A 15375-nucleotide genomic window follows, 5' to 3' on the forward strand; every position below is an offset into this window, starting at 1 on the left:
AGGACACCGACATGACAGACGACAATGACACACTGGGCGAAATGAGCCACACCAACCCCATCACGGGCGAGGTGTTCGGCAGCACACAGACGTACAGCCGTGGGCAGACCATTGCCGCCGACGGCGGCGCCGCGGAGGCAGTCCCCGAGAAAACCGAAACGCTGGGCGACGTGAGCCACACGCCGCCGGGCGATAGTGACGGCGCACAACGCGCCTACGACCGTGGTGTAAACGATGAGTGAAGGGACGCTGTACGATAAGGTCTGGGACAATCACAAGGTGACGACCCTGCCGAACGGCCAGGACCAACTGTTCGTCGGACTCCATCTCATCCACGAGGTGACCAGTCCGCAGGCCTTCGGGATGCTCCGAGAGCGCGACATCGAAGTCGCTCGACCGGACCTGACTCACGCCACCGTCGACCACATCGTCCCGACCGGCGACCAATCGCGGCCACTCGATAACGAGGCCGCAGAGGAGATGATGGCGGAACTCGAAGAGAACGTCCGCGAGGCGGGCATCGAGTTAGACGACCCGACGACCGGCGACCAAGGTATCGTCCACGTCATCGGGCCGGAGCAGGGACTGACCCAACCCGGCATGACAATCGTCTGTGGCGACAGCCACACCTCCACACACGGCGCTTTCGGTGCCTTAGCGTTCGGCATCGGAACCTCCCAAATTCGGGACGTGCTGGCGACCCAGACGGTCGCGATGGAGAAAAAGAAGGTCCGCAAAATCGAGGTCACCGGCGAACTCGGTGAGGGCGTCACCGCCAAGGACATCATCCTGACCATCATCCGACGGCTCGGCACCGACGGCGGCGTCGGCTACGTCTACGAGTACGCCGGCGAGGCAATCGAGAGCCTCGGCATGGAGGGTCGAATGAGCATCTGTAACATGTCCATCGAGGGCGGCGCTCGCGCGGGCTACGTCAACCCCGACGAGACCACCTACGAGTGGCTGGCGGAGACGGACGAGTTCAAGGACGACCCCGAGCGCTTCGAGGAACTGAAGTCCTACTGGGAGTCCATCACGTCCGACGACGACGCCGAATACGACGACGTGGTCACCATCGACGGCTCGGAAATCGAACCCGTCGTCACGTGGGGAACCACCCCCGGACAGGGCATCGGCATCTCCGAGGAGATTCCGGCACCGGAGGACCTGCCCGCCGACAAACAGGACACCGCACGACGCGCCCAAGAGCACATGCGCGTCGAACCCGGCAAGACGATGGAAGGGTACAACATCGACGTGGCGTTCCTCGGTTCCTGTACGAACGCCCGACTGCCTGACCTGCGAGCAGCAGCGGAAATCGTCAAAGGCCGAGAGGTCGACGACTCCGTCCGTGGGATGGTCGTCCCCGGCAGCCAGCGCGTGAAGGCCGCCGCCGAGGCCGAGGGTCTCGACGAGGTCTTCAAAGAGGCCGGCTTCGACTGGCGTGAAGCCGGCTGTTCGATGTGTCTCGGCATGAACGACGACCAACTGGAGGGCGACGAGGCGTGTGCCTCCTCCTCGAACCGGAACTTCGTCGGCCGACAGGGCTCGAAGGACGGCCGGACCGTCCTGATGAGTCCCGAGATGGTCGCCGCCGCGGCGGTCACCGGCGAAGTGACCGACGTGCGTGAACTGCCGAAGACGGAGGTGGAAGCATGAGCGAGGAGATTCCGAGCGTCGACTACGTCGAGGGAACCGGCATTCCGGTTCGCGGCAACGACATCGACACCGACCAGATAATCCCGGCGCGGTTCATGAAGGTCGTCACCTTCGACGGCCTCGGCGAGTTCGCCTTCTTCGACCAGCGCTTCGACGACGAGGACAACGAGAAGGACCACCCGTTCAACGAAGACCAGTATCAGGACGCCAACGTCTTGGTCGTCAACTCCAACTTCGGCTGTGGCTCCTCCCGTGAGCACGCCCCGCAGGCGCTGCAGCGGTGGGGCATCGACGCCATCATCGGCGAGTCCTTCGCCGAGATTTTCGCGGGCAACTGCCTCGCGTTGGGCGTTCCGACCGTCACTGCCGACACCGAGACCATCGAAGAACTGCAGGACTACGTCGAGAAATACCCCGACGCCGACATCGAAATCGATGTCGAAGCAGAAACCGTCTCCTACGACGACCGAGTCATCGAGGTGACCGTCGACGACGCCCAACGGAAGGCTCTCGTCGAGGGCATCTGGGACACGACGGCGCTGATGAAGTCCAACACGAACGCCATCGAGGAGACGGCGAAGTCGCTGCCGTACGTCGGGGACTCAGAACCCCGGAAAGGCCACGCCGATGACTGAGGAGATAGTCGTCATCCCCGGCGACGGCATCGGTCAAGAGGTCGTCCCCGCCGCCGTTGAGGTACTCGATGCGGTCGCGGATTTTGAGTTTATCCAGGCGGAAGCGGGCGACCACGTGTTAGAGTCGAGCGGCGAGGCGCTCCCCGAAGAGACCTACGACCTCGCGGCCGGCGCGGACGCGACGCTGTTCGGCGCCGCCGGCGAATCCGCCGCCGACGTGATTCTCCCGCTTCGGGAGGCCGTCGGCTCGTTCGCCAACATCCGCCCCGCCCGTGCGTATCCGGGCGTCGACGCGCTCCGGCCCGAGACGGACCTCGTGTTCGTCCGGGAGAACACCGAAGGCGTCTACTCCGGCATCGAGTCGGAAATCGCCGACGGCGTGACGACGCTCACCCGCGTCATCACCGAAGACGCCTCTCGGCGCATCGCCGAGTACGGCTTCGAGTACGCCGACGCGAACGGCTACGACGACGTGACGCTCGCCCACAAGGCGAACGTGATGCGGACGACCGACGGCCAGTTCCTCGACGCAGCGCGCGCGGTCGGTGACGAGCGCGGCGCCGACTACGACGAGGCGCTGATGGACGCCCTCGCCATGCACCTCCTGCTTCGGCCGGAGGAGTACGGCGTCGTCATCTGCCCGAACCTCGCGGGTGACATGCTCTCGGACCTCGCGGCGGGTCTCGTCGGCGGTCTCGGCTTGCTTCCGAGCGCCAACGTCGGCGACGACAACGCGCTGTTCGAGCCGGTTCACGGCTCGGCACCCGACATCGCCGGTGAGGGCATCGCAAACCCCGCAGCGACGGTTCTGTCGGGGGCGATGCTGTTGGAACACCTCGGCTACGGCGACGAGGCCGCGGCGGTACGCGGCGCAGTCGAAGGCGTGTTAGAATCCGGTCCGCGGACGCCGGACCTCGGTGGGTCGGCCTCCACCGAGGACGTCACCGCGGCTATCGTCGACGAACTGTAACTACTCCGTGCGTTCCGCGGCCGCGGTGGCCCGGACTTCTCCCCATCGCCCTTCGGCTTCGAGGTGGGCCTGCAGTTCTTCGGCGTAGGCCGCGACGAGTTCCTCTGCGGCCTGCAGCTTCTCCTCGTCGATTTCGTCGCCGTCGTCGCCTCCACTCCCAAGACCGATGGCGCCGAACACCGAATCGAGGAGTCCGCCACCGGTGTCGTCGCTCGGTTGCTGTCCCATTGGACCCATGTTCGCGACGTTCTCCAGTTCCGGCATCACCGTCGGAAGTTCGGAGGTGTCGGCGACGATTCGAGCGGCCGCCTCGTCGTCGGCGTTCTCGATTTCGAAGGACGTCGCCGTCATGATGAGACCCCACTCCTGTCGGGAGAAGGGAGAGTTATCGATTCGGGGGGCGAACTCGCTGTCGACGTTCATTCGGTCGCCGACGACCATATCGCGCCATTCGCTCATAGACTGCGGTACGGCCTCGGGGCTCTTAGGTGGCGTGGACGGGACGGCCCGACGCACCGCCGACCGGAGCGTCCGCGTCACTCCCCGGTCGCCGACCGGGCACCGCAGGCTTCACACCGCAGGATTTCCGCGCCGTTTTCCGTCTCGATGCGCGTGTCGGGGAGGCCACACTCCGAACAGAGAACGTAGTCGTCGGCGTACTCCTCCATCGCCTCCCGGACGCGCGTCTGGCGGAACTCACCTTTGAGGCGCAGGCGACCGCGGTCGTCGATGTTCGCACTCGTCCCGAGTTCGTTTTGGAGGTACTTCATCACGTGGTCGGCGTCGCGGTCGAGCGTGTTCAGCGTCGACTGGAAGTTCTCGTAGACGGACGCCGAACCCTCCTGTCGAATCTCCGGGTCTGGCAGCGAGAACCGACTCGACGTACCCTCGATGTCGGGAGTCTCCTCGATTGCGCGGTCGAGTTGCTTCTCGTAATCCATACCGGACGGTACGACCGCCGACCCGAAAAGTCTTACAGGTACATTCTCATTCGACCCAAAATCCGAAACCATTGGTAACGTTACGCACGGGGGCTGAGACGGCGGTGCGTGTTAACCAGTGTCAGGATAGTTCTATATGCCCCGAGTCGCTACCCGCAATTGACCATGAAGAAGCAGGAGCTCATTCATCTCCACGGCCTGCTTGCGGAGGTTTGTAACCACTACGAGCAGATGGTAGAGTGTGAAGTCGACCACGTCAAGTACAGCGAACTCGGTGTCCGACCGACATCGATTCACAAATCGAAAACCGACCACAAAGCAGCCGTCTTCGCGCTCGCGGACGGCATCACCGAAGAAATGGAGAGCGAAACCGAACAGCCCGTTTCTGCGACCGCGGATTAATTCGGCCAACGCGACGCGGATTCTCATATCCAGCCACCGGCAAGCGGCCGCGCTACTCGTCGATTAACTCCTCGAACTCCGGCAGTACGTCGTCGTCTTCGTCCGCCATCTCTTCGCTTTCGGTGTCGCGGCCCTCCGGTGAATCGTCCAATTCAGTTGTCTCGTTGTCGTCGGGTTCCTCTTCTTCGCCCGACTCTTCATCATCGGATTCGATGACCTCGACTTCGAGTACCTCAAGCGGGATGTTGTCGAGTCGTTGGCCGATTTCCTTGCGAGCGATGCGGGCGGCGTGTTGGTCGCGCTCGACGTTGAAGACAGTCATCTCCAACTCGAGGGCCACTAACCCCTCGTCGGCAGCGATGAACGCCGGTTCGAGTGACTCCTCGCAGTGCGGACAGGCGCGACTCCCCATGTTGATTTCGACGTAGTTGAGGTCGGGATTCAACATCGCGCCCGTCTTCGAGATGGCGATTCGCACCGCCTCGTCCGCCGTGGCTACGTCGTACACCGGCACTGCGGCTTCGACGACGACTCGGCAGTCCATGGTATGTTATTGCACCCCCATCGCAAAGAACCTTCGCCCACACCGGAATACGGGGGAGAGAACCGGCCGGGACTCGAAAGGTCGAAGCCCTCCCGTCGCGTGAAATGCACATGGACACGGGGGACATTTCCGTCGACGAACTCGACGGAGGTTTCGATTTACAGGCGACCGTCGAGAGCGGACAGTCGTACCTGTGGCGACGCGAGGACGGTCGGATGTACGACCGAACCGACGCCCACGGTGGCGATGCGTGGTACTACACTGTGCTTCCCTCGACGGAGACCGAAACGAACGAGCCGGAGGTCCTCCGCGCGCGACAGACCGACGGTCGACTCGAGTGGGTGGCCTCGACGCCGAACGCCTACGCACACCTCGAAGCACTCCTCCGGTTGGACGACGACCTCGACGCCATCATCGGGTCGACGCCGGAAGACGACCTCGTCGAACGCGCCTACGACGCCTACCGCGGAATGCGACTCGTCCGGGACCCCTCCTTTGCGTGTCTCGTCTCGTTCATCTGTTCGGCCCAGATGCGGGTCGCCCGCATCCACGGCATGCAGACGGCGCTGGCCGAAACCTACGGTGAGTCGGTGGCCTTCGACGGCGAGACCTACGCCGCCTTCCCGACCGCCGAGGCGTTGGCGGCGGCGACTGAAGCGGAACTCCGGGACATCTCGTTGGGGTACCGCGCACCCTACGTCCAGCGCACCGCCGAGATGGTCGCAAACGGCGAGGCCCTCCCCGAGGAGGCGCGTGGACTCGACTACGAGGCCGCCCGTGAGTCGTTGACTCGGTTCGTCGGCGTCGGCGATAAGGTCGCCGACTGCGTGTTGTTGTTCTCGCTGGAGTATCTGGAAGCCGTCCCCCTAGACACGTGGATTCGGACCGCCATCGAAGACCACTACCCGGACTGTGAGCAGGGCAACTACACCGATACATCGAGGGCCATCCGCGAACAGTTCGGCGGACAGTACGCCGGATACGCCCAAACGTACGTATTTCACTACCTCCGTGCTGGCGGGGAGTAACCGCCGAAGGTTTATCTACTGAAACGCGGGCAACCGTACTCGATGGACGCCCAATCCGACGACAGTTGGCCGGTTTCGCTGACCGTCGAACGCGACCTCGACGGAACCCATCGCGCACCGGTGGCCGACGACGCGGTCGTCGTCTGTCCCGACGATGACCTTCCGGGGTCGTTCGGAGCGACCGACGTGACTCTCGCCCCACTGTGTGCGACGAAGGCGCTCGGCCGTGGTCCGAACTATCTCGTCTGTCGGCGCGTGGATTCGACAGAGTCGGAAGGTACGGACGCAGGCGCTGATGCGAGTAACGACGGGACTGACCGTCTCGATGCGACCGAGCCATCCCGAATCGGACGGCGAAACGACCTCCTCGTGAGGCGACCGTGATGGACGTTTTTGACGGTCGGTCACGAATCGTCTCTCATGGACGACCGCACCCGAGCGCACGTCTTCGTCACCGGCAAGGTACAGGGCGTCTACTACCGGGCGACCACCCGCGACACCGCAAACGAGGTCGGCGTCGATGGCTGGGTCCGCAATCTCGACGACGGCCGCGTCGAAACGGTCTTCGAAGGCGAACAGGCGGCCGTCGAGGAGTTAGTCGAGTGGTGCCACACGGGCAGTCCGCGCGCCCGTGTCGACGATGTCGAGGTCGAGTACGAGAAGCCCGAGGGGCTCACAGGCTTCGAGGTTCGCTGGTAGCCCCACAACAGTTACCGCCGGAGCGGTCGAAGCGGAGAGTATGATTACCAGCGAGGAAATGGCCGTCGTCGACGCGAACGCGGAGGCGTTGGGGGTCCCCCGGAAACAGTTGATGGAATCGTCGGGCAACGCCGTCGCCCGCGTCGTCCGCGAAACGGCCGACTCCGACGACGAAGTGGCTCTCATCTGCGGCCGAGGCAACAACGGTGGCGACGCGTTCGTCGCCGCGCGGTTCCTTGACGACTACGACGTGTCGGTACACCTGTTCGGCCGTGCAGAGACGATTACGACCGACATCGCCGCGGAAAACTGGGCCGCTCTCAAGCGGGCCGAACTGAATGCCGAGGAAGTTCGAGACGCCGCCGACCTCGATTTCGGTTCTCCGGACGTCATCGTCGACGCGATGCTCGGGACAGGCGTGACCGGCGCGTTACGGGAACCGGAAGCGACCGCCGCCGAGACCATCAACGACGCTGACGCCACGGTCGTCACAGTCGACGTGCCCTCGGGCGTCGACGCCGACACTGGGGAGGCCGTCGGCACCGCAGTCGACGCCGACCACGTGGTCACCTTCCACGACGACAAACCCGGACTGTCAAACGTCGACGCGGAGGTGACCGTCGCCGACATCGGCATCCCCGATGCGGCCGAGCGGTTCGTCGAACGCGGTGACCTCCTCCGATTGTCGCGGGACCCGACCGCTCACAAGGGCGATTTCGGGAGCGTCCTCGTCGTCGGTGGCGGCCCCTACACCGGCGCGCCGGCGCTGGCCGCCCAGTCGTCGCTCCGTGCCGGCGCTGACCTCGCCTTTGTCGCCTGTCCCTCGGACGTCGCCCGCGAGATTCAGGGGTATAGCGAGAACCTCATCGTTCGCCCCTTCGACGGCGAGCATCTCACGCCCGAGCACGTCGATTCGCTGCTGGCGGAGGCCGAGGGACACGACACGGTCGTCTTCGGTCCCGGTCTCGGCAGTCACGACGAGACGCTTTCGGCCGTCGAATCGTTCCTCGAATCCTTCTCGGGAACCGCAGTCGTCGACGCCGATGCCCTGCAGGTCGTCCCGTCGGTCGACACCGACGCCACGCTCGTCTGTACGCCACATCAGGGCGAACTCGAGAAGATGGGCGGAGAGACGGCCGACGACTGGGACGAACGGGCCGACCTCGTCGAGTCCTTCGCCGACGACCTCGGCCACACGCTGCTCGTGAAAGGTGCCTACGACGTGATTTCCGACGGCGAGACGACGCGGGTCAACCGCACCGGCAACCCCGGCATGACCGTCGGCGGGACCGGCGACGTACTCGCGGGTGTCACGGGCGCGCTCGTCTGTGTTCTTGACCCGCTGTCGGCCGGCGCAGTCGGCGCCTACGCCAACGGTCGGTCCGGCGACATCGTCGTCGACGAACAGGGGTACGGCCTCGTGGCGACGGACCTACTCGATTCGCTCCCGCGGGCGCTGTGGCCCGACGCCTGATTCGTCGGTGGGTTCTTCGCCCTGCCGATTGGAAGGGAGGATATGAGCGACGGTTCGGACCTCACGCACGTCACCGACGACGGCGACGCACAGATGGTCGACGTGGGCGAAAAGCCCGACACGGCGCGTCGAGCGGTCGCGCGTGGACATATTCGTCTTCAAGAAACGACTATCGATGCGATTCGGGAGAACGGCATCGCGAAGGGCGACGTACTTGCTGTCGCTCGCGTCGGCGCGATTCAGGCGGTCAAGCACACCTGGGAGACGATTCCGATGTGTCACCAGATTCCGATTACGAACGTCGACACGTCCTTCGACGTAACCGACGACCGGGTAACGCTTGAGGTGGCCGTCGAGACCACGGGGAAAACCGGCTGTGAGATGGAGGCACTGGAGGGCGTCACGACGGGCCTCAACGTGGTCTGGGACATGGTGAAAGCCGCCGAAAAGGATGCCGAGGGACAGTACCCCGGAACACGGATTTCGGACGTAGAGGTGGTTTCGAAGGAGAAACGCAGGCTCGAAGACGCATAACGGCAGTCGCGTCGAGTTCCGAGGTTCGGTTTTCAGCCCGGATTGTGGCTGCCTGATACGACCGTCCGATTCGACGCACCAACGGCTGTGACGACGCCCCAATCATCCCCTGATGACAAAAATTAAAACGGTTACTCCGCCGGCGCGGCCGTGAGGTCGCTGGCCTTCGCACGGGCCTGTTCGATTATCGCCGGTCGAGCCTCGAAGTCGACGATTACCTCGTCGCCGTAATCGACCTCCTCGACGTGGGCGTGGTCGTGGACCCACGAGACGAGGCTCATCGTGTCGTCGGTCATCGGGACGACGAGTCGCTCACGGCGCCAGTCCGGCAGTTCGCGGTCGATGCGCTCCCGGAGTTCGTCGATGTTCTCGCCCTCCTTCGCGCTGATGGCGACCGGCGTCGGTGCCAGCGCTGACAGCGCCTCCTTCTTCCGTTCGAGTTCCTCCTCGTCGACCGCGTCGGTTTTGTTCAACACGGTGACGATGGGTGCCTCGTTGCGCTCATAGAGGGTGTCGTGACACGTCACCAGTTTCTCCCGTATCTCCTCGATTGGGTCGGATACGTCGACGACGAGCAACACGAGGTCGGCCCGGTACACCTCTGAGAGCGTCGATTTGAACGATTCGACGAGCCAGTGGGGCAAATCGGAGATGAACCCGACGGTGTCGGTGACGAGTACGTCGCGTCGGTCGAACTCCGCCCGTCGCGTCGTCGTCCCGAGCGTCGTGAACAGTCGGTTTTCCGATTCGGCGGTCGAATCGAGGTCCGGATGAAGCCCCTCGTTTTCGTCGATGTCGAGGTCCGCGGCCAGTCGGCGCAACAGCGTCGACTTCCCGGCGTTGGTGTAGCCCGCAAGCGCCACGAGGTCGAACCCCGACTCGCGGCGCTGTTCGCGCCGGTGCTGTTCGGTCTGTTCGATGCGCTCCAGTTCGTCGCTGATGCGGCTAATCTGGGCTTTGATGTCGCGTTCGCGCGACTCGTCGTACTCACCGAGTCCCATGAAGCCCGGCCGCTCGTCGCGTTTCGCGAGTGAGGCCTTCGCCTCCGCTCGTGGGAGTTCGTAGCGCAACTCCGCGAGTTCGACCTGCAGTTGGGCCTTCTTGGTCTGGGCACGCTGACCGAAGATGTCGAGGATGAGTTTGAATCGGTCGACCACCTCGACGCCCTCGGGCAGTTCGTTGCCGAGATTGTACGTCTGATACGGCCCGAGACGGTTGTCGAAGACGACCGTCGTCGCGTCGGTTTCCGCGACGAGAGCCGCCAACTCCTCGACTTTCCCCTCTCCGAGACAGAGCGCGGGGTCTTCGGTTCTCGTTTGGGTCACCTCACCGGCGACCGTGTAACCGGCCGCACGCGTGAGGTCCCGTATCTCCTCGGTGTCGGGTGTGCCGTCGTCGACTCGCTTCGCGACGATGGCCGTTCCGTTAGTCCCTGTCACTCACCGTGGTGTACGCGACGAGGATATTTAAGGGCCGGGTAATCGTGTTACTGGATGACAGACGAACGTGGTTTAGCGGGTTCCGATTTCATCTTCGTCTTTGACGATTCGGGTTTCGGCTTCCCCGCTGGTGTGTTCGTTGACGAGGTCATAGAAGTCGTTCTGGAGGCCGGCGGGGAACTTCAGGACGCCGACCCACGAGCCGTCGGATTGCCACTCTTCGCGTTGCAGTTCGCCGAACTGGCGAATCTGTGCCTGGGCGCTGCCGGCGTAGTCAGCCGGGACCTGTACGGCGACGATGACTTCGTCGAACCGAATCGGGATGACTGGTCGAAGTTCGTCGAGAGCGTCGTCGACCTGATTTTCCACCGGTTCCATCGGGTCGACCTGAAACCCCGCCTCCTCTAGGGCCCGTTCGATTCGCTCCGGTGGATGTGGAGCGTCGTCCATCTGCGGGTTGACCGCGTTGCGGGCGATTTGATTGATGAGCTGTTTGTGTTTCTGTTCCTGCATCTCCCGTCGCTGTTCGGCCGTAATCTGAATCTCACCGCGTTTGATGACTTCCGGGATGATTTCGAGGGGGTCCGTGGTTTCGAACACCTCTTCGAGGGAACTCTCCGGCGGCCGGTCGCCGGAAGCAGCGTCCTCGAAAACGTCTTCGGCGGCGATTACCTCCTCGAGTTCGCCGTCGAACTCGTCGCGTTTTATCTCCAGCGCCGCGTCGGGGTCGACGAGCACTTCGAACCGCTGGCCGTGGGATTCGAGCCGTGCGGTCACCGCCTCGTCAAGGGATATCATATGTCCCGGTACGCGCGGCCCGGGCTAAAAGGTGTTTGCTACGCCTGCCATCGAAAACGAGTGCGGTCGGTCCCGAGGGAGTTACTCTTCGTCGTCGTCTTCGGCGGCGAGCAGGCCGTGTTCGGAGAGGTGGACTTCGGTCTCCTCGTCGGAGAGTTCCTGGAACTGTTCGTCGCCGACCGAGATGGTCGCGACGCCGATCCCTTCCGGCGCCAATTCGCCGTCGTTGACCGACGCCAGCGCTTCCAACGCGAGGGCGACGCCGTCGTCGACGGACATCTCCTCGCTGTAGTGTTCTTCGAGGTAGTCCTCGATTTCGCCGCGGTCGGCACCGACCGCCAGCGCCTGCCACTCGTAGGGCGTCCCGGAGGGGTCCGTCTCGTAGAGGCGGGGTTCGCCGTCCTCGATGCCGCCGATGATGAGCGCGACGCCGAAGGGGCGGGCGCCGCCGACCTGCGTGTACTGCTGGATGTGGTCGGTGACGGCCTTCGTCAGCGTCTCGACGCCGATGGGTTCGCCGTATCGGAGCGTGTTCACCTGCGCCTGTCGGCGGGCGAAGTCGATGAGTTGGCGAGCGTCGGCGACGTGGCCGGCGCTCGCGATACCGATGTGGTCGTCGGCCTTGTGAATCTTCTCGACGCTCGTCCGCTCCATCAACGGACTGCGGATGCGCTTGTCGACCGCCAGCACGACCCCGTCGGCCGTCCGAATCCCGATGGACGCCGTGCCTCGTTTGACCGCCTCTCGCGCGTACTCGACTTGGTACAGGCGGCCGTCCGGGGAGAAGATGGTAATCCCCCGGTCGTACGCCTGCTGCTGCGATTGTCCCTGCATTGTTAGTTGTCGCGGATATCGAGTGCTGTCGCGCCCACGTTGCCGCCGGAGAGTTCCACGTCGACCCGGTCGTTCCGGACGACTGCGGGCCGGTCGGCGTCGGCGAACGCGACGGTTCTCTCTTCGATTTCTTCCCCCGGGCGTCCTATATACTTTTCCTCACACGCACGGACCGTCCCGCTGACGCCCCGGACGAACACCCCGAGCGGCTGGCCGTCGATTTCGTCGACGGTCGCCAACACCGCCCGGAGCTGTTCGACTTCGTCCCGTCGAGCCCGGATGACCGCTTCGCCGTCGCCGTCCTCGAAGTGGAAGTGCAGCACCGACCCATCGAGGTCGGCGCTTCCGGCGTCACCGATGAGGTTCTGGGCGGCGAACCACAGCTCCCGCTGGAACGACCGCCGGTCGAGGTCGGCCTCGGGCCACGACTCCAACCCGACCGCCAGATACCGCCACCGCGGACGCAGGTGCTTCGGGAGGTGTTTCACGGAATCACGTTCGTCACGGACCGACAAAGAGTCGGCGGTCACCGCCGACAACAACCGCGGGATTGATTACGGAAACTGTTCATCGAATACACATGTGTCACGAGACACGAACGAACGAGTCGGGACGTTCCGAACACGACACCGAGACCACGACGGACGGGGGAAGCCATGTCTGAACACGTCGACGCCGAACTGGAGAAAGCCCGCGAAGCACTCGCGGACGCCCGAATACTCAACGAGAACGACGGCTCGACTGCCGGCGTCGTCAACCGCGTCTACTACGCGGCGTTTCACGCTGCACAGGCCGTCCTCTCCGAGCGTGGGAACCTCCCCGAAGACGAAGACCACGTCCCCTCACACTTCGCCGAAGACGTGGTCATGGTCGAAGAGATTCCGATGGAGGAGGCCCAGTTCCTCAACAGCATGCGGGCCTACCGCAAGAAGGCCGACTACGAACACGAGACCGTCGAACTGGACCTCGATGCGAAAATCGTCCGGGCCGAGCGGTTCGTCGACGAGATGGCCGATTTCTGTTGAGTCGCCTTACGCGGTCCGTTCGGCGACCAGCACACCGACCTGTTCGTGGACCATCTCGACGGCCGTCAGCGAAAACCCGCTGTCGGTGAGTGCGTCCGCGAGGACACCGACAGTGGCAGGGTCGTCCACTTCGGGGCTGTAGAAGGGTTCCTCCGGGTCGGGTTCGCCGAAGAACATCACGTCGCCGAGGACGAACCGTCGCGGACCGAGGTCGGCGATGACCTCGATTGCCGCCCGTTTCTCCTCGTCGGAGAGGTGATGCATCGCGAAGTTCGAGACGACGATGTCGACCGACCCCTCGACGTTCGGCTCTCGGAACGTCCCCGCTTCGATAGAGACGTTGTCGAGGCCCCGTGCTGCGGCTTTCTCCCGGGCTTCTGCCATCATCCCCTCGCTGATGTCCCGCCCGAGAACGCGACGGGCATCCTCGGCGAGGGCCAACCCGATGGCGCCGGTTCCACAGCCCAAATCGAGAACGGTGTCCTCGGCAGTCGGGTCGGCGTACTCGACGACGAGCGAGACACAGGCGCGGTACTCCTCGGTCTTGTCGTCGTCGTACTCCGGTGCCACGTCGTCGAACCGCGCTGCGTGTTCCTCAAGCGTCTTCTTCATGCTCTTCGATACGGACGCCCGGCTCTATGAACGTCTCGGAGCGCCGCTGTCGGTTCGTTGTGACGATGTCGCCCCACGCGGACAGCCCGACTTCGATGGCCTCCCTGTCGAAGCCGACGGTCGCCCCGACCGCGAGTAACTCCCGCGGACCGCGCAGGCCGAGATGCGAGGAGGCGTCCGCGGAGACGACGTACGGCACGTCGTACTGGTCGACGAGTTCCCGGAGTTTTCGAAGCCCTTGAATCGCCTGTACCCGGGGACCGCCGTCGTCCCGAAGCACTCGCCCGAAGTTGAACTCGAGGTGGACGCCGTTCTCGGCGGCCGCCTTCGCGAGGACGTGGTTTACGTCGCCATCCCGCATCGGATGGGTGAGGACGTCGACTTTCGCCTGCTCGACGGCGAATCGGTTGAGGTCGCCGCCGTGGACACAGACGACATCGCGCTTCGAGCGATAGTTCCCGATGAGGCCGCTGGCCTGTCCGGCGTCGTCGGTCCGAATTTCGATGCCGGATGCCACGTCGATGCCGTAGGCCGATTCGATTCGGTCGGGGTCGTAGGTGGCCTGGGCGTCGCCGTGGTTCCGAACCACCACGCCGTCGTACCCGTACTCCGCGGCCGTCCGCGCGAGTCGCGCAACGGTCGCTTCGCCGTCCGGGTGTGCGTGGACGCCCTCGTACATACGACGAACTGTGACCGGCGCGCTCTTTGGTGTTGTGTCTTCCCTCAGAGGTACGCCGACCACAGCTCCCGGTCGGGGTAGCGGTCTCCACGGTCGGCGAGCGGAATCACGACGGTCTCGTCTGTGCCGATTACTCCCCGCCGCGTCAACCGCTCGACCAACGCGGCAGCCCCACCGCTGGAGGGACCGACGAGGAACTCGCCGTCGACGCGGAGGTACTCTCGAACGGCCTCGACCGACCACTGCCCGGTGTCGCGAATCGGTATCTCCGTCGCTTCGTGCCGTTCCCGAAGTCTCCGAGCGTACCCGTGGGCCGCATCGGTTTCGACGGCGTGTCGCGAATCGAGGGCCTCGAACTCGACTGTGTCGGGGACGAACGTTTCGGGTGAACTCATCCGCTTGAGACCGGCGATGTCGTGGTCAGTGCTGGCCGGTTCGAAGCCGTGGACCGAAACGCCGCGGTCGGCCAGCGCGTGTGCAACGCCCGTGATAGTTCCGCCGGTACCGGCGCCCGCAACGAAATGGTCTACCTCGCCGTCGGTACCGCGGTACAGTTCCGGCCCCGTCATCGCGGCGTGGACCGCCGGATTCGCGGGGTTTTGGTACTGGTTCGGCCAGTAATACCGACCAGGAGAGTCCTCGTACCGCCGGCGAGCGACTTCGACGAACCCGTCGTACCCACGGTCCCCGTCGACGAAATGAACCGAGGCGCCCGCGCCCCGAATCGCGTCGACCTTGCCACGGCCGGCGTGTTCCGGGACGACGATTTCGACATCGTACCCCCGTTCGGCACCGAATCGCGCGACTGCGGTACCGGTGTTGCCGCTCGAGGCCTCCAGTATCGTTTTCCCCTCGGCGATGCTGTCCGGTGACGCTTCCGCGGCGTCAAGCATTGCCCTCCCGATGCGGGTCTTTATCGACCCACCGCCGTGGTCTCGGCCCGCGGCGTTGAACCACTCGACTTTCCCGTACACGTCCGGCCCGATACCGAGGTCGAGTTCGACGAGCGGCGTCTCACCGACTGCGCCGTTCATACACCTCACGTCGCCAGCCAACAGGAAAAGCGGTGCGGCGACGAACACACTGAAGCAGCCACCCCTCG

Annotated in this window: 21 protein-coding genes; 11 read left to right on the forward strand and 10 right to left on the reverse strand. The window is 64.3% G+C overall.

The window, feature by feature from the left end:
- Positions 1-11: 11 nt before the first annotated feature.
- From NMP98_RS03915 to NMP98_RS03930, 4 genes are read left to right on the forward strand one after another with little or no spacing between them, the layout of a single operon-like run.
- Positions 12-242 (forward strand): DUF7989 family protein, encoded by a 231-nt coding sequence (locus NMP98_RS03915; protein ID WP_178917281.1) that lies wholly within the window; start codon positions 12-14, stop codon positions 240-242.
- On the forward strand, positions 235-1659 hold the full coding sequence (gene leuC / locus NMP98_RS03920; protein ID WP_254860250.1) for a 3-isopropylmalate dehydratase large subunit: 1425 nt from the start codon (positions 235-237) through the stop codon (positions 1657-1659). The genes NMP98_RS03915 and leuC overlap by 8 nt, the downstream gene beginning before the upstream one ends.
- Complete coding sequence (gene leuD / locus NMP98_RS03925; RefSeq protein ID WP_254860251.1) at positions 1656-2294, forward strand: 3-isopropylmalate dehydratase small subunit; 639 nt, start codon at positions 1656-1658, stop codon at positions 2292-2294. The genes leuC and leuD overlap by 4 nt, the downstream gene beginning before the upstream one ends.
- Positions 2287-3264, forward strand: a complete 978-nt coding sequence (locus tag NMP98_RS03930) for an isocitrate/isopropylmalate family dehydrogenase (protein ID WP_254860252.1) — start codon at positions 2287-2289, stop codon at positions 3262-3264. Before leuD ends, NMP98_RS03930 begins: the two co-directional genes overlap by 8 nt.
- Here the strand turns inward: NMP98_RS03930 and NMP98_RS03935 are convergent, their stop codons facing one another.
- Entirely contained in the window at positions 3265-3723 is a 459-nt protein-coding gene (locus NMP98_RS03935) for a DUF5799 family protein (protein ID WP_254860253.1), read from the reverse strand.
- A 77-nt stretch (positions 3724-3800) separates the two neighbouring features.
- Entirely contained in the window at positions 3801-4205 is a 405-nt protein-coding gene (locus tag NMP98_RS03940) for a translation initiation factor IF-2 subunit beta (RefSeq protein WP_254860254.1), read from the reverse strand.
- A gap of 165 nt (positions 4206-4370) precedes the next feature.
- Here NMP98_RS03940 and NMP98_RS03945 point away from each other — a divergent pair, with 165 nt between their 5' ends.
- Complete coding sequence (locus NMP98_RS03945; RefSeq protein WP_156708981.1) at positions 4371-4607, forward strand: UPF0058 family protein; 237 nt, start codon at positions 4371-4373, stop codon at positions 4605-4607.
- A gap of 52 nt (positions 4608-4659) precedes the next feature.
- On the opposite strand, the gene NMP98_RS03950 is transcribed toward NMP98_RS03945, so the two are convergent.
- A complete protein-coding gene (locus NMP98_RS03950; protein ID WP_254860255.1) occupies positions 4660-5151 on the reverse strand; it encodes a DUF555 domain-containing protein in 492 nt (163 codons plus the stop codon).
- 110 nt (positions 5152-5261) lie between these two features.
- On the opposite strand from NMP98_RS03950, the gene NMP98_RS03955 reads away from it, so the two are divergent.
- Genes NMP98_RS03955 through moaC form a run of 5 tightly spaced genes read left to right on the forward strand, consistent with a single transcriptional unit; the run spans position 5262 to position 8886 of the window.
- On the forward strand, positions 5262-6179 hold the full coding sequence (locus tag NMP98_RS03955) for a DNA-3-methyladenine glycosylase family protein (protein ID WP_254860256.1): 918 nt from the start codon (positions 5262-5264) through the stop codon (positions 6177-6179).
- Positions 6180-6221: 42 nt separating this feature from the next.
- Positions 6222-6563 carry a hypothetical protein gene (locus NMP98_RS03960; protein ID WP_254860257.1) on the forward strand — a complete coding sequence of 114 codons (342 nt, stop codon included), beginning with the start codon at positions 6222-6224 and terminating at the stop codon, positions 6561-6563.
- Positions 6564-6599: 36 nt separating this feature from the next.
- Positions 6600-6878: an acylphosphatase gene (locus tag NMP98_RS03965; protein ID WP_254860258.1), complete on the forward strand. Its 279-nt coding sequence runs from the start codon at positions 6600-6602 to the stop codon at positions 6876-6878.
- Between the two features lie 40 nt (positions 6879-6918).
- Positions 6919-8352 (forward strand): NAD(P)H-hydrate dehydratase, encoded by a 1434-nt coding sequence (locus NMP98_RS03970; protein ID WP_254860259.1) that lies wholly within the window; start codon positions 6919-6921, stop codon positions 8350-8352.
- Between the two features lie 42 nt (positions 8353-8394).
- Positions 8395-8886, forward strand: coding sequence for a cyclic pyranopterin monophosphate synthase MoaC (gene moaC, locus NMP98_RS03975; RefSeq protein WP_254860260.1), 492 nt, complete (start codon positions 8395-8397; stop codon positions 8884-8886).
- Between the two features lie 131 nt (positions 8887-9017).
- On the opposite strand, the gene hflX is transcribed toward moaC, so the two are convergent.
- From hflX to NMP98_RS03995, 4 genes are all read right to left on the reverse strand, one after another.
- Entirely contained in the window at positions 9018-10325 is a 1308-nt protein-coding gene (gene hflX / locus NMP98_RS03980) for a GTPase HflX (RefSeq protein ID WP_254860261.1), read from the reverse strand.
- A 72-nt stretch (positions 10326-10397) separates the two neighbouring features.
- Positions 10398-11123 carry a ribosome assembly factor SBDS gene (locus NMP98_RS03985; protein ID WP_254860262.1) on the reverse strand — a complete coding sequence of 242 codons (726 nt, stop codon included), beginning with the start codon at positions 11121-11123 and terminating at the stop codon, positions 10398-10400.
- Between the two features lie 81 nt (positions 11124-11204).
- Positions 11205-11957 carry an archaeal proteasome endopeptidase complex subunit alpha gene (gene psmA / locus NMP98_RS03990; RefSeq protein ID WP_254860263.1) on the reverse strand — a complete coding sequence of 251 codons (753 nt, stop codon included), beginning with the start codon at positions 11955-11957 and terminating at the stop codon, positions 11205-11207.
- Positions 11958-11959: 2 nt separating this feature from the next.
- The gene (locus NMP98_RS03995; protein ID WP_178917266.1) at positions 11960-12445 is read right to left on the reverse strand and encodes an Rpp14/Pop5 family protein; all 486 of its coding nucleotides are present in this window, start codon (positions 12443-12445) and stop codon (positions 11960-11962) included.
- 168 nt (positions 12446-12613) lie between these two features.
- Between NMP98_RS03995 and NMP98_RS04000 the strand changes: the two genes are divergently transcribed.
- A complete protein-coding gene (locus NMP98_RS04000; RefSeq protein WP_254860264.1) occupies positions 12614-12982 on the forward strand; it encodes a HEPN domain-containing protein in 369 nt (122 codons plus the stop codon).
- 6 nt (positions 12983-12988) lie between these two features.
- Here NMP98_RS04000 and NMP98_RS04005 read toward each other — a convergent pair whose 3' ends face one another.
- From NMP98_RS04005 to NMP98_RS04015, 3 genes are read right to left on the reverse strand one after another with little or no spacing between them, the layout of a single operon-like run.
- Entirely contained in the window at positions 12989-13594 is a 606-nt protein-coding gene (locus tag NMP98_RS04005; protein ID WP_254860265.1) for a class I SAM-dependent methyltransferase, read from the reverse strand.
- The gene (locus tag NMP98_RS04010) at positions 13578-14273 is read right to left on the reverse strand and encodes an RNase P subunit p30 family protein (protein WP_254860266.1); all 696 of its coding nucleotides are present in this window, start codon (positions 14271-14273) and stop codon (positions 13578-13580) included. The genes NMP98_RS04005 and NMP98_RS04010 overlap by 17 nt, the downstream gene beginning before the upstream one ends.
- Positions 14274-14317: 44 nt before the next feature.
- Positions 14318-15307 carry a PLP-dependent cysteine synthase family protein gene (locus NMP98_RS04015; protein WP_254860267.1) on the reverse strand — a complete coding sequence of 330 codons (990 nt, stop codon included), beginning with the start codon at positions 15305-15307 and terminating at the stop codon, positions 14318-14320.
- Positions 15308-15375: the final 68 nt, after the last annotated feature.

Origin of the sequence: Natronomonas gomsonensis (assembly GCF_024300825.1) — an archaeon.
Lineage (GTDB): Archaea > Halobacteriota > Halobacteria > Halobacteriales > Haloarculaceae > Natronomonas > Natronomonas gomsonensis.